The 17,167-nt window shown below is 59.6% G+C and carries 18 protein-coding genes and 1 pseudogene; 15 read left to right on the plus strand and 4 right to left on the minus strand.

Features of this window, described 5'->3' with window-relative positions; all coding sequences use genetic code 11:
• The first annotated feature begins 249 nt into the window (after positions 1 to 249).
• The 5 genes from BRX37_RS23615 (at position 250) to BRX37_RS23635 (ending at position 4,752) form a co-directional block, all read left to right on the plus strand.
• Positions 250 to 1,251 carry an SDR family oxidoreductase gene (locus tag BRX37_RS23615; protein ID WP_063975899.1) on the plus strand — a complete coding sequence of 334 codons (1,002 nt, stop codon included), beginning with the start codon at positions 250 to 252 and terminating at the stop codon, positions 1,249 to 1,251.
• Positions 1,248 to 3,107 (plus strand): glycoside hydrolase family 15 protein, encoded by a 1,860-nt coding sequence (locus tag BRX37_RS23620; protein WP_318276895.1) that lies wholly within the window; start codon positions 1,248 to 1,250, stop codon positions 3,105 to 3,107. The genes BRX37_RS23615 and BRX37_RS23620 overlap by 4 nt, the downstream gene beginning before the upstream one ends.
• A complete protein-coding gene (locus BRX37_RS23625) occupies positions 3,104 to 3,997 on the plus strand; it encodes an SDR family oxidoreductase (RefSeq protein WP_063975901.1) in 894 nt (297 codons plus the stop codon). The genes BRX37_RS23620 and BRX37_RS23625 overlap by 4 nt, the downstream gene beginning before the upstream one ends.
• A gap of 71 nt (positions 3,998 to 4,068) precedes the next feature.
• Entirely contained in the window at positions 4,069 to 4,566 is a 498-nt protein-coding gene (locus BRX37_RS23630; RefSeq protein WP_125989765.1) for a nucleoside deaminase, read from the plus strand.
• A gap of 12 nt (positions 4,567 to 4,578) precedes the next feature.
• The gene (locus BRX37_RS23635; protein ID WP_125989767.1) at positions 4,579 to 4,752 is read left to right on the plus strand and encodes a helix-hairpin-helix domain-containing protein; all 174 of its coding nucleotides are present in this window, start codon (positions 4,579 to 4,581) and stop codon (positions 4,750 to 4,752) included.
• A 64-nt stretch (positions 4,753 to 4,816) separates the two neighbouring features.
• Here the strand turns inward: BRX37_RS23635 and BRX37_RS23640 are convergent, their stop codons facing one another.
• Genes BRX37_RS23640 through BRX37_RS23650 form a run of 3 tightly spaced genes read right to left on the minus strand, consistent with a single transcriptional unit; the run spans position 4,817 to position 7,845 of the window.
• Complete coding sequence (locus tag BRX37_RS23640; RefSeq protein WP_063975903.1) at positions 4,817 to 4,999, minus strand: hypothetical protein; 183 nt, start codon at positions 4,997 to 4,999, stop codon at positions 4,817 to 4,819.
• A gap of 24 nt (positions 5,000 to 5,023) precedes the next feature.
• Entirely contained in the window at positions 5,024 to 5,653 is a 630-nt protein-coding gene (locus tag BRX37_RS23645; protein ID WP_125989769.1) for an ankyrin repeat domain-containing protein, read from the minus strand.
• Positions 5,650 to 7,845 (minus strand): catalase, encoded by a 2,196-nt coding sequence (locus BRX37_RS23650; protein ID WP_125989771.1) that lies wholly within the window; start codon positions 7,843 to 7,845, stop codon positions 5,650 to 5,652. Before BRX37_RS23650 ends, BRX37_RS23645 begins: the two co-directional genes overlap by 4 nt.
• Positions 7,846 to 8,045: 200 nt before the next feature.
• Between BRX37_RS23650 and BRX37_RS23655 the strand changes: the two genes are divergently transcribed.
• From BRX37_RS23655 to BRX37_RS23700, 10 genes are all read left to right on the plus strand, one after another.
• Positions 8,046 to 8,771, plus strand: coding sequence for a Crp/Fnr family transcriptional regulator (locus tag BRX37_RS23655; protein WP_063975940.1), 726 nt, complete (start codon positions 8,046 to 8,048; stop codon positions 8,769 to 8,771).
• A 19-nt stretch (positions 8,772 to 8,790) separates the two neighbouring features.
• On the plus strand, positions 8,791 to 8,988 hold the full coding sequence (locus BRX37_RS23660; protein WP_125989773.1) for a hypothetical protein: 198 nt from the start codon (positions 8,791 to 8,793) through the stop codon (positions 8,986 to 8,988).
• A 240-nt stretch (positions 8,989 to 9,228) separates the two neighbouring features.
• A complete protein-coding gene (locus BRX37_RS23665; RefSeq protein WP_125989775.1) occupies positions 9,229 to 10,335 on the plus strand; it encodes a glycosyltransferase in 1,107 nt (368 codons plus the stop codon).
• Complete coding sequence (locus BRX37_RS23670; protein WP_125989777.1) at positions 10,332 to 11,255, plus strand: glycosyltransferase family 2 protein; 924 nt, start codon at positions 10,332 to 10,334, stop codon at positions 11,253 to 11,255. The genes BRX37_RS23665 and BRX37_RS23670 overlap by 4 nt, the downstream gene beginning before the upstream one ends.
• Positions 11,252 to 12,301 (plus strand): glycosyltransferase, encoded by a 1,050-nt coding sequence (locus BRX37_RS23675; RefSeq protein ID WP_125989779.1) that lies wholly within the window; start codon positions 11,252 to 11,254, stop codon positions 12,299 to 12,301. The genes BRX37_RS23670 and BRX37_RS23675 overlap by 4 nt, the downstream gene beginning before the upstream one ends.
• Positions 12,298 to 13,404 carry an acyl-CoA dehydrogenase family protein gene (locus BRX37_RS23680; RefSeq protein WP_164522517.1) on the plus strand — a complete coding sequence of 369 codons (1,107 nt, stop codon included), beginning with the start codon at positions 12,298 to 12,300 and terminating at the stop codon, positions 13,402 to 13,404. Before BRX37_RS23675 ends, BRX37_RS23680 begins: the two co-directional genes overlap by 4 nt.
• A gap of 14 nt (positions 13,405 to 13,418) precedes the next feature.
• Positions 13,419 to 14,066 (plus strand): PIG-L deacetylase family protein, encoded by a 648-nt coding sequence (locus BRX37_RS23685; protein ID WP_125989790.1) that lies wholly within the window; start codon positions 13,419 to 13,421, stop codon positions 14,064 to 14,066.
• Complete coding sequence (locus BRX37_RS23690) at positions 14,063 to 14,644, plus strand: class I SAM-dependent DNA methyltransferase (RefSeq protein ID WP_125989781.1); 582 nt, start codon at positions 14,063 to 14,065, stop codon at positions 14,642 to 14,644. Before BRX37_RS23685 ends, BRX37_RS23690 begins: the two co-directional genes overlap by 4 nt.
• Positions 14,644 to 15,558 (plus strand): glycosyltransferase family 2 protein, encoded by a 915-nt coding sequence (locus BRX37_RS23695; protein WP_081260914.1) that lies wholly within the window; start codon positions 14,644 to 14,646, stop codon positions 15,556 to 15,558. Before BRX37_RS23690 ends, BRX37_RS23695 begins: the two co-directional genes overlap by 1 nt.
• On the plus strand, positions 15,542 to 15,835 hold the full coding sequence (locus BRX37_RS23700) for a hypothetical protein (protein WP_063975911.1): 294 nt from the start codon (positions 15,542 to 15,544) through the stop codon (positions 15,833 to 15,835). Before BRX37_RS23695 ends, BRX37_RS23700 begins: the two co-directional genes overlap by 17 nt.
• A gap of 386 nt (positions 15,836 to 16,221) precedes the next feature.
• Here BRX37_RS23700 and istB read toward each other — a convergent pair.
• Positions 16,222 to 16,949 (minus strand): annotated as a pseudogene (istB, locus tag BRX37_RS23705) (IS21-like element helper ATPase IstB).
• Positions 16,950 to 17,167: the final 218 nt, after the last annotated feature.

A 17,167-nucleotide genomic window follows, 5' to 3' on the forward strand; every position in this document is an offset into this window, starting at 1 on the left:
AAGCATGGTCGAGGCCGCGTTTCAGCGATCATTAAACTCGATTACGAAGAATTGTTTCCGGGAAGATTTTGGGCGCGTCGATCAACTGTGCGTCTGTCTGGCATGAGGCGCGTGGGCTGTTCAAACGGGCTTGCCGACGCCTGATTTCTTTGCTTCCGCGTCGAACCTTATGCGGCGCGCCGCATTCTTGAAGCTTAGCCACAATGCGGGCGGGCGCTTTTCCGTTCTGCTGAACCGGAAAGGCTTTTAATGCAGTCTGTCATTGTCACCGGCGCCAGCGCCGGAATAGGTCTCGCTATCGCCGAGCGCTTTGCAAAGGGCGGTTGGCAGGTCGGCCTCATCGCGCGCCAACCCGAACGTCTCGAAGGTGCCAAGCGCCTGCTGGAAGCGCATGGCGGGAAAGTAGTTGCTCTGCGTGCAGATTTAGCCGATCCCGACGCCGTCGATGCCGCTGCTGATCGTTTAGCCACCGAACTTGGTGGCATCGACGCCTGGGTCAACAACGCCATGTCGACCGTCATCGCCCGCGCCGGTGCAATTAGCTCTGCCGAATATCAGCGTGTCACTGCGACAACCTACTTATCACAGGTTTATGGGACACTGGCGGCGCTGCGGCATATGCGCAGCGCAGGTAAAGGTACGATCGTCCAGATTTCTTCTGGCCTCGCAATCCGCCCTGCCCCCCTTCAGGCGGCCTATTGCGGTGCCAAGGCTGCCGTCACCGGCTTCACCGATTCCCTGCGGGCCGAACTGATCGACGAGGCGTCCCCGATCGCGCTCAGCGTCGTCTATCTGCCCGGCGTCAACACGCCGCAGCCCGGATGGTCCCGCAACCGATCAGGCCATGAGCAAGTCATTCCTGATCCCCTTTTCGATCCGCGGCTTTGCGCCGAAGCGGTATGGGCGACGGTCGAGAATCCGCAGCGCGAGGTCTGGGTCGGGCGCACGACGGCGATGATGGCGCTGGGCCAGCGTATTGCGCCCGCCTATTCCGATCGCAAGGCAGCTGAGATGGTCACAGCCCAGCTTGGTGCGCCGATGGGACCACGCGAGGGTAATCTCGACGAGGCTGTCACAGGACCGGCCCTGATCGATGGTGATGCGAAGGATCGCGTGATCGATACCCGGGCCGAGTTTTTCACATCGCGTCACCGCGACATTCTCAAAATGACTGCGACCGGCGCATTACTCGGTCTTGGTGCGATAGCTGGACTTGGCCTTTCTCGCGGGTTTGGGAGGCTCCTGCGTTGAAGGCGCTATTCGACAATCTGCGTCCGGCCTCCAGCGAACCCGCTCCACTGAGCCAACGTTCCAACGGCTATTTGCCACTCGAACAATATGGAGCGCTGGGCGACGGCCGCTCCGTTGCGTTGTCCGGCATAGACGGAGCCATCGACTGGTGGTGCGTGCCTAATATGGACTCGCCGCCGCTGTTCGATCGATTGCTCGACAGTGAGAATGGCGGCGTCTTCAGCATCGAGCCGGACGAGCCCTACACCGTCGAGCGGCGGTATCGCGATAACAGCAATGTCCTCGAAACGATCTTCAAGACCCAGCATGGGCGCGCGAAACTCACCGAATCCCTCAATAGCGGCCATGCCGGTCGCCTCCCTTGGGCTGAACTGGCGCGGCGCATCGATGGGCTGGACGGCAGCGTCACGTTCGCTTTGATGATGCGGCCAGGGCGGCGCGGCGATACCGTTAACCCCTATCATTCCAAGATCGGGAAGCACACGGTCTTCCATGTCGACCGGGTGCTGGGCCTCTTCATCCAGAGCGATGACATTGCCTGCGAATGGTCGGACGAAGGCATTACCGGCTCGATCACGGTCAGCACTGGCGACAGGCGGACCGTCGCCATCGTGGCGGGCGCCGATGAGCCACTTGTGGCCCCCGGCATCGAGCAGATCGATGCGCGTATCGACATCGCCGATCAGGAATGGCGCGACTGGTGCAGCACCGTTTCCTATGATGGCCGGGATCGGGACGCATTCCTGCGCAGCGCGCTGGCGCTGAAGCTGCTGCTCTATTCCCCATCGGGCGCCATCGCCGCCGCTGCCACCACCTCGCTCCCCGAAGGTATCGGGGGGGCCAAAAACTGGGATTATCGCTACGCCTGGGTACGCGATGCGGGCTATACGATCGAAGCCTTCCTCGCCGCCAATGCCGAAGCCGAGGCGAAGGCGGCCTTCACTTGGCTTATCAACCAGCTTCGCACGCATGGCGCACGCGTCTGTTATACCCTTAATGGCAAGCCCGTCCCCGTCGAGCAGCGATGGCACATGCCGGGCTATCGCGGTTCGACCCCCGTCATTACCGGCAATCAGGCGACCGATCAGCGACAGCACGGCGTCTATGGTGACATTTTCGAGACGGCGAGCCGCTTTGTCGGCTGTGGCAACATCCTCGACAGTGCCAGCGCCGAACTTCTTTCCCACCTCGCCGACGAATGCGCCGACAGCTGGCGAATGCCCGATGCCGGCATGTGGGAGCTGGAGGATGAGCAGCATTACACCATGTCGAAGATCAGTTGCTGGCAGGCGCTCGCGCGTGCGGTCGAACTGGCCGATGGGGGACAGCTACCGACCACTTGCCGTGAACGCTGGGCGCGCGAGCGCGACCGGATCTATCAATGGGTCGAGGAGCACTGCTGGTCGGAAGCCAGACAGGCATTCACCATGTACCCCGGCAGCGACAAGCTCGATGCATCCGTGGCGCTGGCGGTGCGCTTTGGCTTTGACGGCCATGAGCGCCTGCGCGCGACACTGACTGCAATCGACAGGGAGCTAGGTGCTGGCGAGTTCCACTATCGCTACACCGGCATGGACAAAGAGGAAGGCTGTTTCCTTGCCTGTTCATTCTGGATGGCGGAAGCCTGGGCGCTTCTGGGCGAACGGACCGAAGCGCGCGCGCGTATGGAACGCCTGAAGACCGGCCTTGCCCATGGCCACGGCATTCTGGCTGAAATGATCGACCCGAAGAGCCGCGGATTTCTTGGCAACATGCCGCAGGGCCTCAGCCATCTCGCCCATATCATGGCCGCTGCCGTCCTGACGGACGAAGCGGACTGCGAAAAAAAATCCCCAACCCAAGGAGTTCACCAATGAGCAATCGCCTCACGATGCAGGATCCGCGCACGCAATATCCGCAGCCGCCCTTCCCCCGTCAGCCTCAGCCTGTGCCCGGCGAAGCCGGCAAGATGGACCCGGTGCCCGATCATGGGGAAACGAGCTATCAGGGTTCCGGCAAGCTCGAAGGCCGTAAGGCTCTCATCACCGGTGGCGACAGCGGCATCGGCCGCGCTGCCGCTATCGCCTATGCCCGCGAAGGTGCGGACGTCGCCATCTCCTATCTTCCGAGCGAAGCGGCCGATGCAGCCGAGGTGATCCAGCTCATCGAGGCCGAAGGCCGCACTGCGATCGACCTGCCCGGTGACGTCACCAACGAGGACTGGTGCCGCGATCTCGTCGCGCAGGCGGTCGATAAGCTCGGCGGGCTCGACATCCTCGTCATCAATGCGGGCCGACAGCAGTACCGCGAGGACATTTCGGAGGTGTCGTCGGAGGACTTCGACAAGACGTTGAAGACCAACCTCTATGCGATGCACTGGATCGCGCAGGCGGCGGTGCCGCACTTGCCCGCCGGCGCATCGGTCATCACGACCGCTTCGATCCAGGCTTATGACCCTTCCGCAATCCTGCTGGACTATGCGACCACCAAGGCCGGGATCGTCGCTTACACCAAGGCACTGTCCAAGCAGCTTATGGAAAAAGGCATTCGCGCCAATGTCGTGGCGCCGGGGCCATTCTGGACCGTGCTGCAATCCTCTGGCGGACAGCCACAGGACGCAGTGATGAAGTTTGGTGAACAGACCCCGTTCGGGCGCCCTGGCCAGCCCGTCGAGATCGCACCGATCTACGTGCTGCTGGCAGGCCAGGAAGGCAGCTATATCACCGGTGAGGTGTTTGGGGCCACTGGCGGCGCTGGCGTTGCCTGACGGCCCTTGCAGGGGCTCAGAGCGATGCCTTGTGCCCCTGCACTTCACTGCACACGATTGAGGAGGGTTCATTGTCACAGGCAGAAGACGACGAAGCATGGATGCGCAAAGCGATCGAGATCGCGCGGTCCAAAGGCTCGGACCCATCCACATCGCCCTTGGGGTGCGTAATCGTCCTCGATGGCAAGATCATCGCAGGCGAACGCAACCAGACCGAGGAGTTGCCAGACGCTACGGCCCACGCCGAGATGATGGCGATCCGACGGGGGTGCGAGGACAGCGGCGAAATGGAGCTGCGCGGCGCTACGCTCTACTCCACACTGCAGCCATGCGGGATGTGTACAATGGCATCGATCTGGTCCAAGGTAGGAAGGGTTGTTTATGGCGCAGGGCGCGACGACGTGCATGAAATGTATTTCGAAGCCCGACATGTCGATACGCTGGCGTTCATCGCTGACGCCTATCGGGATGACATCGTCATTGAAGGAGGCTGCCTGCGCAAGGAATGCGCGGCGCTTTATTATCCACCTGAAGCCGATCTATCAGAGGAGGAGCAGGCCAACCTATGACGCAGGTCAAATGTGAATACCACGACGGCTGAGGAACTGGATGATGTCCCGCAGCCTAAGGGGCATGGTTTCGAGATCGTCCGCTACCGCGAGGATCGGGGCAATTTTACGGCGTTGCGGCAACTTGAAGAGGTGCCAGGGATGGCTGGCAATGCCGATGGGCTAGATAACCTACTGACACTTTAGAAAGCAGCGGCAGATACAAAAACGCCGCCCCTAGAAGGGCGGCGTTCTGAAACTCGTAGGAGCCTTATTCCTTGGCGCCGGTGCCCGGCTCGGTCGTCTTGGGGGCCTTGCCGTCCTCGATACGACCTTCGTTGCGAAGATCACGGCCTTCTTGGGCCTTCTTCTTCGCTTCGGGCGTGTCGCCGTGCTCGTTCATCTCTTCCTTGACGAAACCCGCAGCCTCCTTGGCCTTGCCTTCGATGCTCATATAGCTCTCCTATCGAGATGATATTTACATAACCTTGAGTGGACCACAGGGTTCCGGTGTAATCACCCTAGAACTGCAGCTGAGATTGCCAACCGCAGCGGCATTGCCGCACGATCGTAAGACGTGCTCAGGGGCAGAGAGGCGCTCTGCCATCTCAGCCTGACCTTGGGAGCGCGCTATTGCCGCTGCATCATTTCCTTCCAAGTCTCTGCAATGCAAGTCAGCGCCTGCTTCCAGCAGCAAGTCGATAACGGACACGCGTCCAAACATAGCCGCCATCATCAGTGCGGTCTGACCGGCGCGATTTGTACGGTTAGGGTCAGCCCCTGCTGTGATTAGCGCCTGAGCGATATGGTCGTAGCCTTTGAATGCCACTCCCATCAGCGCAGAATTTCCTGAAATTGTATCCTTGCCATCCGGTGCAGCACCCAAGCTCAATAGCAGGTCGGTCGTCGTCCCATGACCATGATAGCTTGCCAGAATGAGCGCGCTATGGCCGCGATCATCGACTGCTTCAACGTCTGCGCCTGCCTGCAAAAGTGCAGTTATCATATCATCGCGGCCCAGTCGGGCAGCGTCGAATAGCAATTGCTGCAAACGCTCCGGAGGCGGAAGCGGCGGAGAGGACCCCCCCGCTTCTTCCAGCGAGCTCATGCTTCATTCGCCTGAAGGAAACCGGCCGCATCCAGGTCTACATTGAACTCGCGCTCCCAGAAACGCACCTCGCCGCACAGAGCAACAAATGCCTTGGCGTCCTTGGCGTTCGCGACCGTGACAACACCATCATCGCGGTCCTTTTCCGACACCCCAGCAGCATTGAGTAACGGCAGGGCATCGGCATTGCAGGCGATGAACTTGCCGTGTCCAAATGCATCGCTGACAAAATCCTTGGCCGTCTTATCGCTGGCTAGCATAGCCGCCCCGTCTGGCGACAGGATCACGGCTACGGCGTCGTAAAGGATCGATGGTCCACCATCGACTTTCTGCTTTGCTTCTATCAGAGTGCCGTCATCGAGGACAGCACCTCCAATCTTGGGTGCCACAATTTCATAGACCGCTGGTAGTTTACCCAAGGTTTCGATAAAGGCGTTGATCAGCGCGGCGGGCGCCCCATCGCTGACTAGGATGCCCAGCTTACGCCCTTCGAAGCTTTTTGGCGCGTTCTTGACGATGCTAAGGGCGTCAGACGGCGGCAGATCCTGACGGGTTTCGACTGTTGCCGGGAACGCTTGAGGGAGCTCGGAAAGCCCCAGCCCGCCGCCAACGACGGTAGCGAGCGTCTCGTCGATATTTCGCAGATGAGCAACGATGCGTTCACGAATGTCTGCACGCTCAACCTTGGAGAGTTCGAAGACCAACGCGTCGCCGATATGCTTTTGCTCGATCGGCGTCTGGCTGATGAAAAACTGCCGCGCCTGGCTATAATGATCGGCAAATGAGGGCGAGCGCACCTGTGCCTTGCGCCCGCTTTCTTCGGCAGCGAAATGGCGATAGCCGGTTTGTGGATCTTCTCGAGGATTGGTGGGCGATGACGCCCAGCTATTAGGCTCGTAATTGACGCGCCCCTTGGGATTACGCATCGCCATATGCCCATCCTGCTGGAAATTGCTGACTGACGCATGCGGCGCATTGATAGGGATATGCGTAAAATTCGGACTGCCTAAACGCTTCAACTGCGTGTCGAGATACGAGAAGTTCCGCCCGTGCAATAACGGATCATTCGTAAACCCTATGCCGGGCACGACATTCTGGGTGCAATAAGCGACTTGCTCGGTTTCCGCGAAGAAGTTGTCGACCACTCGGTCGAGGACGAAGCTCCCGATAATCCTCACCGGCACCTGTTCTTCAGGAATAAGCTTGGTGGAATCGAGGATGTCGAACGCGAATTCGTCCGCGAAGGCGTCATCGAAAATCTGAACACCCAGATCCCATTCCGGCGGCGTCCCCATGGTGATAGCATCCCAGAGGTCGCGCCGATGGAAATCAGGATCGGCACCATTGATTTTGACGGCCTCGTTCCACATCACTGATTGCAAGCCAAGCTTGGGCTTGAAATGGAATTTGACGTAGCTGCCATTTCCGTCAGCATCGATCAGACGAAAGGTGTGAACACCGAACCCCTCCATAAACCGGAACGAGCGCGGTATGGTTCGATCCGACATGATCCACATCACCATGTGCATGGACTCCGGGGTGAGGCTGATAAAATCCCAGAAATTATCGTGCGCCGTCTGAGCCTGAGGAAAGCCGCGGTCCGGCTCCTGTTTTGCTGCATGGACGAGGTCGGGGAATTTGATTGCGTCCTGGATGAAGAAGACCGGGATGTTGTTTCCGACAATATCCCAGTTGCCCTCCTTGGTATAAAATTTCGCCGCGAAGCCGCGTACATCCCGGGCGAGATCAGCCGATCCTTTGTTACCCGCCACTGTCGAGAAGCGAACGAACATCGGCGTCTGCTCGCCGACTTCGGTCAGCACCTTGGCGACCGTGAACTCTTCCAGGCTCTCCTTCAGCGTAAAGGTGCCATGCGCGCCAAATCCGCGAGCATGGACCACGCGCTCGGGGATGCGCTCATGATCGAAATGAAATATCTTTTCGCGAAGGATGAAATCCTCCAGTAGCGTCGGGCCGCGTTCGCCGAGCTTCAGGCTGTTCTGATCGTCCGAGACAGGCACACCCTGCTGGGTCGTAAGCACGTCATCCTTGGCTAGCTGATGCACTTCACCACCGGACCCGATCTGAGTATCAAATCCTTCCAGATGGGCTTCCACGCCCGCTGCGGTGCTTGCGGATTTGCGCTTGTTAGCAGCGGGCGCCTTAACGCCGCGCGAAGGGGATTTTGCCATCGCATGGGTTCCTAATTACCGGTGTAGGGCGGCATGAGTTCCATGCCCCGCTTCTCGTAACCAACCCATGCGGACGAGGTTTCAAAGCAGAGGTCTGTGTTAACATTCATCATAGCGATTGTTCAAAAGGAGCGGGATCGCACGCCGCCTTGCGCAGTTTAGCTGGCAGGTCCATCCTTCAGAAGAGCCTTTCCCCAAGCATGTTTCTAGATCGCTTTCTCGTAAATCGGCGCGGTGTCGAACTCACCTTGGAGGAGAGATCGTTGCTGGAAGGCGCGATAAGTGAAATTCGGTCAGTCAATTCGCGCCAGACGATTATTGAAGCAGGGGAAAATGTCTCGGTCAGCACCTTCCTTTTGGAAGGGATTATTTCCCGGTATATCGATGACAGGAAGGGGTTGCGGCAACTTGTTGCGATACATGTGCCAGGGGAGTTTATTGATCTTCACGCCTACCCGATGCGCGAACTGGATCATTCTATTGGTACGCTCACAGCTTCTTCAATAGCCATTGTTCCGCACAGTGCGCTCAAAGATATTCTGGATCCAAGACCTGACCTGGCCCGTAAGCTCTGGTTTTCAACCTTGATCGACGCGGCTTTGCATCGCGCCTGGCTCTTCCGCCTTGGTCGCCTCGACGCTGTAGGCCGTATTGCGCATTTTCTGAGTGAGACCAATGCTCGTTTGGAAGCCGTCAAGCTGTCCGATGGCCACCGTTTTGCGCTTGGTCTGACCCAAAGCGATATCGCGGAAATCTGCGGCCTGACGACCGTTCACACCAATAGAGCGTTCCGTCAGCTTCGCGAGGCTGGCCTTTGCAACATGCGCGCCTCATTGGTCGAGATCAGCGACCGCGAAGCGCTGGCGCGTCGCGGGGATTTTGATCCTCATTATTTGTATTTGGGCCAGAGCCCATCAACCCAATAACCTGCGATGGAGATCGCCCATGCATGATAATCCAGCTGTCGAACCATTTGCCGATGCGGGCGTCGCTACAGTTGAAGACGGCTATGTCGTCTTGGACGGACCCGATGGTATAGCGATCACATTGACGGCTGAAGCCGCTGTAGCGACAGGGCGCAGCCTTCTCGCGGCTGGAGAAAGCGCTTTGAAACAGGGGCGCGATCAAAGCGGCGAAGGGTAGTTGAAGCTGTTCTTCTGGAATTGGAAATTAGAAAAATATCAGGCCCGCCACTACCCGCCAGCAGGGCGCACCGAGGCTTCATAGTAATATGGTGCCATGGCTGCTGCAGAAGCTGTGACGTATGATTTTTATCAATCAGATTTATTCGTTCCGACCTGGTCGGGATGGGAAAGTTTAGCCGCTAGCAACGTTAAGCAACAGACTGATGGCTCTTCTTGCACATCGTGTCAGGGAGGCAAAATGCGCATAGCAATCATCGCTCACCTGAAATATCCTATTTCCGAGCCGTTCGCGGGCGGGCTTGAGATGCACACCCACATGCTCGCGCGATCCCTTCGCGAACGTGGACATGATGTCACGCTTTTTGCATCTACCCGCTCCGACCCAGCGCTTGGCGTCGAGGCAATCTGCGATGAAACCTCACTCCTCGAAACTGGCATTGACGAGGCTAACGATGTTGCTTTCTTCCGCGAACACCATGCCTATCTTGAGCTGATGACCGAACTGCGATCTCGCTCGTTCGATGTCATCCACAACAACTCCCTTCATTATCTGCCTGTTAGCATGGCTGACACTCTGACTACGCCTGTCGTGACCACGCTCCATACGCCGCCCTTCTGCTGGCTGGAGAGCGGGGTGCGGCTTAATCGCGGTCCGATGATTTATGTGGCCGTTTCTGAGGCAACGGCCGAAATGTGGGGCCATGTTGCGCATACCGATCAGGTTATTCCCAACGGCATTGACCTCACCCATTTTCCGTATCAGCCTGTCGCCAACACAGAACCGTATCTGGTCTGGTATGGCCGGATCGTCCCAGAAAAGGGGCTGGATCATGCGATCGATGCTGCCCGATTGGCTGGGCTGCCTCTGCGGATCGCAGGGCCGATCTCGAACCAGAGCTATTTCGATGAAGCCATCGCCCCCCGACTGGGGGGCGATGTCCAGCATGTCGGGCATCTTTCCCACAGTGAGCTTTCCCAGCTTGTTGGAGGTGCGATCGCCGCGCTTTGCACGCCGCGCTGGGAGGAGCCTTATGGTCTGGTTGTAGCTGAAGCGCTGGCCTGCGGTACGCCGGTTGCTGCTTTCCGGCGTGGCGGTGTCCCCGCGCTGCTAAGTCCTGATTGTGGTGTCATTGCCGAGCCGGATGATGTGGCGTCTCTCGCATCGGCAGCGCTTGCAGCGTCGGTGCTCGATCGCAGCGCCTGCAGGGCCCATGCTGAGCAATACTGCGATGCGCAGCGCATGGTCGACGAATATGAGGCTCTCTATCGGCAGCTTGCCGTAGCGCCGGTGGCTATCGCCAATGAACCGGACGTGGCCCTCCCGCTTGTTGCCAATTTCGCATGACACCGAAGGCCTGTGTATGCGTACCTGCACGCAACGAAGCCGAGCATATCGGTCGTCTAATCGAAGCTTTGACCCAGCAAACGACCCAAACCCCGTTTGCCGTCGCACTCTGCGTTAATAACACCAAGGATACCACTCGCGCCGCTGCCGTTGACGCCGCATTACGCTTCCGCGCTCCCTTCATGCTTGAAATCATCGAGCGAAATTTCGAACCTGCCCTAGCTCATGCGGGTTCAGCTCGCCGTGCCGCGATGGATCTTGGCGCTGAAATAGTCGGCTCTGGCGGTTTGCTGATTTCGACAGATGCGGATTGCCGGCCTCCGGCAGATTGGGTGGAGGCCAACCTCGCGCATTTCATACCGGATCGGATCATTGGCGGACGGATCGAACTGGACGAACTGGAGGCCGCTGAGGCGCCGGCAATCTTCGCTCTTCGCGGCCGCTTCGATGCCTATTGGCAGGCCGTGCGCGCGATCGAAGATGCGATCGATCCGGTCGAATGGGATATGCCGCCCCGGCATGGCGATCACACCGGAGCGAGCCTAGCCTTATCAGCCGATCTATACCTTCGTGCAGGCGGTGTTCCGCTCCTCCCCACCGGCGAGGATCGTGCCTTGGTAGAAGCGGCAATCGAGGCCGGCGGCAAGCTCATTCACCCCAATGCGGTATGGACCCGCGCATCATCCCGTACCGTGGGCCGCGCCGATGGCGGCATGGCGGCCGACATGCAGCGGTGGATAGACTGCGCGGCATTCGGGGACATACCTTCCGTTCCTAGCTTATCGCACTGGGAGGAACGCGCACGATGGCGGCTTCAGGCCAGGCGTGACATGAGCGCAGAGGCTTATATAAAGGCCGAACGTGCCTTGCCGCCGATGCCCTGCGATATGCCGCTTCCAGAGCTGGTAGTGGCCCCGTGAGCCGCCCTATCGGCTATTATGTCCACCATCATGGCGACGGCCATCGACAGCGAGCGATCGCGATTGGTCAGTCGCTGGGCGGTATCACTCTGCTAGGGACCGGGCTGACAGGCAAGACCGGAAATCTCCCATTCCTCGACCTCCCCGATGACCGGCTAAATGAAGGATTCGCTGGGATTGACCATGCCGAGCGGCCTTCGTCGCTGCATTATGCACCGCTGGATCACGAAGGCATTCGGCAGCGCACAGCCATGATGGCGCTGTGGATAGCACAGTCGCGGCCAAGCCTGATGGTGGTCGATGTATCAGCTGAAGTGGCTATGCTGGCCCGCCTCGCATCGGTGCCCACGATCTATGTCCGCTTGAGTGGCACTCGGCTCGATACGGCGCATCTCGATGCCTTTCGCGGTGCGACTGCTCTTCTTGCTCCTTTCCACGAAGCCTTGGACGATGACGACATCCCGACATGGGTCCGGGAAAAGACCTTTTACGCTCCCGGCATCATCCGGCCCGCGTCAATTAGTCAGAATGGACGCGATGGAGACATACTGATCGTCCTGGGGCGCGGAGGCGGCATTTCTGACGGTGAAAGGTTGGCGGAAGTTGCCCGATCTACTCCTGAGCGGCAGTTCCGCATCATCGGTCCCTGTACTGTGCCTAGCTCGCTGCCGGATAATCTCGAACTGCGTGGATGGGTCGATGACGCCGATGCGCAGATCGCGGCCGCAGCGGTGGTCATCGGCGCCGCCGGAGACGGAGTCGTCAGCGCCGTATTGGCGGCGCGCCGTCCATTCATCTGCCTGCCCGAGCATCGCCCGTTCAACGAGCAGGTATCAAAGGCAAGAAGGCTGGCGGCAGTAGGCGGCGCTATCGTGCGCTTTGACTGGCCCCAGGCAAGCGATTGGACAGGCCTGATCGATCTGGCGATCAATCAGGCCGAGCACTGGCCTGTCTGCCTGACAGACGAAGGCGGGGCGGAAGCCGCCGCCCGCTGGTTGCATGACCTAACCGCCGCACCATCGTCACACAGGAGCCGTACCGCGTGATCGCCGATATTGAGAAACAGGCTCCTGGAACGATCGATATAGTCGCTCGATTGGCGACGCTTGGCGCGCGCTATGATGCGGCACCCAACTTCCCGACCGAAAGCATGTCGGCCCTGATCCAAAGTGGACATCATCGCTGGTTTGCGCCAAAGGCGTCTGGAGGCGAAGCCTTCGAGAATGATAGTGATCGCTCCCGCGCGATGGCGCAGGCCTTACGCCAAATCGGTCGCGGCGATCTCAGCATTGGCCGCCTGTATGAGGGCCATGTCAATGCAATGTCGCTGTTCGACTGGTATGGGACGCCCGATCAGCATCGTTGGCTGACAAATGTCCTCGATCGGGGGGCATGGTTCGGAGTTTGGGCGACCGAGCCCCCTCCTGGCGTTCGACTGACATCAGAAGCTACTCCTTCACTTCTTGGGGAAAAGATGTTTGCTAGCGGCGCTGGCGGGCTCGACTATGCGCTTGTCACGGCCGCCAGCGAGGGGCAGGCACGTCGCCTAGCCATTGTGCCTGCCAATGACAAAACCCGCACTGACCTGTCGGGATGGCGTGTGCGTGGGATGCGCGCAAGCGTGAGTGGACGCTATTGCCTGGAAGGTATGGCGGTTGAGTCTCTCATGCTGCTGGGTGAGCCGGGTGACTATGATCGCGATCCCCGTTTCACCGCTGGCGCCTGGCGCTTTTGTGCGGCCCAGCTGGGCGGGATCGAGGCGCTTGTCGCGGAAATCCGCCGCGCCATGCGCGACCCCGCGCGCGAGGATCCGATCCAGCGTGCCCGGTTTGCGGATGCAGTCGTTGCGGTGCGAACCGCCGGCTTCTGGGTAGCTGAGGCCGCGCAGCGTTTTGCATCGGGTCATGACGACGCCGTCGCGATCGCCCGGCTGACCCGCGGTATCGTCGAAAATGCCGGGTTCACCGTCATGGAGGCCGCAGCCCGGATTTTGGGTACACAAAGCGCCTTTGACGGACAGCGCGCCGACAAGATCATCCGCGACCTATCCCTCTATTTGCGGCAGGCCGGCCCAGATCATGCTCGCGATGAAGCCGCCAAGGCACTGCTCGACCATGACATCTGGAATGATGGCGACCGTCTGTGGTGACAGCCGAACCCTTGATGCGGAGCTGCTGGTCGCAAGCGCGCTGGCTTGTGCTGGCACCCCATCCTGACGACGAGACGCTTGGGGCTGGCGCACTGATTGCGCATTGTGCTGCCAGCGATCGATTGGGCGGTATCGTTTTCCTTACCGACGGAATGGGATCACATCCTGAAGGTACGCCGCGCATTGCGATGACCCGGCGCAGGGAAGCCGGTCACGCCCTTGGTAGGATCAAAGCCGCCGCGATCCCGAAGATATGGATGGGGTGGCGCGATGCTCACCCCTACCCTACCGATAGCAAAGCCTTTGCACGTGACGCTGATCGCCTTGCTGCTTTCATCCGCTGGCGCCGGATCGATGCGATCGCTGTATCCGATCATAGCGAGGCACATTGCGATCATGTCGCGGCCTACCGGCTTGCCGAGGCCGCTTCGCGCAGGGCAAAGCGCCCAGTCTCGCTGTTTGCCTATCATGTTTGGAGTGATCCGCCCCGGCTTGCGCGGCGGATCGCCACGCCTGCGATGCCTGTCGGGCGGCGGCGGCACGCCCTTCTTGCCCATCGTAGCCAGATGTCGCCGGTCATGGGCGATGGTTTCCGGCTGCCGCGCGAGAAGCTGCGCATGCCGGCACGGGACATACTGACAGTGAGGAAGGACCGCCGATGACCGGCACAAGCCTGACAGCCAAATATTTTGACGACATATTTGGCTCAGACGATGATCCATGGAATTTGGCCTCAAGCGATTACGAGGCGGCCAAATTCGCGCATACCCATGATGTGCTGGCAGATCGCCGCTATGCCCATGCATTAGAGATCGGCTGCGCGCATGGTGTGCTGACCAGCCATTTGGCGCCCATGTGCGATAGCCTGCTGGCGATCGACATCAGCACCAAGGCACTTACGAAAGCGCGCGAGCGGGTGGGCGATCGTCCCGGTGTGACGCTCGCCCAGATGGCATTTCCGCAGGAGACGCCGGATGTTGAGGCTTTCGATCTCGTGGTTCTGTCGGAAGTCGCCTATTATTGGGGCCTTGTGGACCTGGACCGCGCAAGCGAATGGCTGCGCGATCACGTAGCTCCTGGCGGTCGCGTGATCCTCGTTCATTATACCGGCGAGACTGATTATCCCCATAGCGGGGATGAGGCGGTTGAAGCCCTATGGACAGAGCTAGGCTTGGATTTTGAGGTGGAACTGTCCGAGCGCAAGGATAAGTACCGGCTCGACTTGTGGAAGCGTCGCTGATGGGCGTTTCCGTTCTCACGATTGTCCGCAATCGCAGCGCTCATCTGTCGCAGCTGGTGGAGGGTTTGCGTCGAAGCGACCATCAACCTGATGAGCTAATCATCGTCGATATGAGCGATGATCCGGTTGCGTTCCCATCGGCTCAATTCCACGTGCATATCGATCGGTTCGAGACCAACGGTCTGCCACTGGCAGCGGCCCGTAACCGCGCCGCTTCGCTCGCCAGCCATAACAAACTCGTATTTCTGGATGTCGATTGCATCCCCATGCGGCATTGTATCGGTCTTCTGGCCGATACGCTCAGCGAGCATGATTCCCTTCTCTGCGCAGACATTCGTTATCTTGGACCAGATGATGCGCGTGGTTCGTGGAATGAGGCAGACTTGCTGGGGCGTGGCCGGGCGCATCCGGTCCGCTCATTTCCGCAAACGGGCGTGCGAGAAGAAACCAATGCCGGGCTGTTCTGGTCGCTCGCATTCGCACTGCGCCGATCGACCTTTGAGATGCTGGGTGGCTTCGACGAAGGGTTTACCGGCTATGGCGCCGAGGACACAGATTTCGGCTTCAGGGCGGCTCGGAGAGGTCTGAAGCTGTTATTCGTGGGAGAAGCTATTGCCTGTCATCAATATCACGACAGCTACGAGCCGCCGGTCCAGCATGTAGCCGATATTGTGCGTAATGCGCGTGAGTTTCACGCACGCTGGGAAAAGTGGCCGATGGAAGGGTGGCTTCAGGCCTTTGCCCATATCGGTTTAGTGGGCTGGACCGGCGACAGGCTGGAGCTGCTGCGTTTGCCGACAGATGCCGAGATGGCTGCGTCACGCATCGAACCGCTTCAATGGGTCACAAAAGACGATCCGGCGTTCGAGATAGATATGCTGACCAAGGAGCCAGTCTATGATCAAAAGCTATGACGCATGGATGCAAGCAGGATTTGATTTCTGGATGCTGGGCGCGGAAGCCAGCACTGTGATGACGATGCGGATTGCCCGGTTGGCAACGGGTGGCGCCGAAGCAAACGCTGAAGCCGAACTTATGGTAAGCGAGAAAGTCCGCGCGATGATCGAGTTGCAAAACAAAATAATGACAGGAATGCTGGGGACAACGCCACTCACCAACACGCGCGGCGTCCTTAGACATTACCGAAGCAAAGTTGCCGCAAACAACAGGCGATTACGTCGCGCTAAGTGAGCGGCGAACTGTATAACGGTCTTTTGTGCAGTGCAGCGAACTGAATGGCGATCCATCCGTTACGTTCGCAACGAAGGAGATTGCTATGACGGAATATGGAGCGACACGGCGCGGGGTTATCGGTGGAACCGCTATCGGCCTTGCGGCTACTGCCGCTCCTACCCTGGCCCAACAAGCTATGGGCACCGCACCGGTCAAGCTTCAGGATCCGCGCTGTCAATCGGCGTCGAAACGGGACCCCCGATCGGCGCGCAAAAGGGACCCCCTTTCAAAGATGGCACGACGGTCGAGGAACGCGCCTTGCGCTGCGCGCGGCGTAGGGAGGGCGCAGCCCGACCGGAGGCGCGCGCAGCGCAAAGCATCTTAATCCCGGCGTGCAGCGGAGATCACTTTCGGTTCTTAAAGCGCCAGCTGTCATTGCCGGTCTCGATGATGTCGCAATGATGCGTGACGCGGTCGAGGAGAGCGGTGGTCATCTTGGGATCGCCGAACACGGTGGGCCATTCCCCGAACGCCAGATTGGTGGTGATGACGACGCTGGTTTGCTCGTAAAGCTTGCTAACCAGATGGAGCAGAACTGCCCGCCTGAACGGGCGAACGGCAGATAGCCAAGCTCGTCCAGAACCACGAGATCGAGCCGGGAGAGCTGGGAGGCAAGCGCGCCGCTCTTGCCGATCCGGGCCTCCTCTTCGAGGCGGGTTACCAGATCGACCGTGTTGAAGTAACGCCCCCGCGCCCCGGCGCGAACGACATTGGCGGTGATGGCGATGGCTAGGTGGGTCTTGCCGGTGCCGGTGCCGCCGACCAGGACGACATTGCGCCATGCGGGCAGGAACGCGCCGCTGTGCAGCGAACGGACCAGCCCCTCGTTGATCGGTGTCCCCTCGAAGTGGAAGGCATCGAGGTCCTTCACCACCGGCAGCTTGGCGGCCGCCATCCGGTATCGGATCGAGGCGGCGTGGCGGTGCGTTGCCTCCGCGCGCAGCAGATCGGTCAGTATCTCCATCGTCGTGCGCTGGCGCTGAAGCCCAGTGGTGACGGCCTCATCGAACGCGCCGGCCATCCCTTTGAGTCCAAGTCCGCGCATCGCGTCGATCATGTCATGCCGCTGCATGGAAGTTCCTCAGTTGGTCGTAACGGGAACAGTCGGCGATCGGCGGATGCCGCAGGGCGTTGTCCTCAGAAGTGACGATCGTCAGCGGTCGTGCTGATTCCGAGGGAAGCCGCCCCCTCATTCCGAAATGATGCCGCCCCCCTGTTCCGAGAATTACTCGCCCCCTGATTCCGAGATGATGTCGCCCCCTTTGCGGGGATGACGATGAAGGTCCGCTG

Origin of the sequence: Sphingomonas sp. S-NIH.Pt3_0716 (assembly GCF_003950715.1) — a bacterium.
Classification (GTDB): domain Bacteria; phylum Pseudomonadota; class Alphaproteobacteria; order Sphingomonadales; family Sphingomonadaceae; genus Sphingobium; species Sphingobium yanoikuyae_A.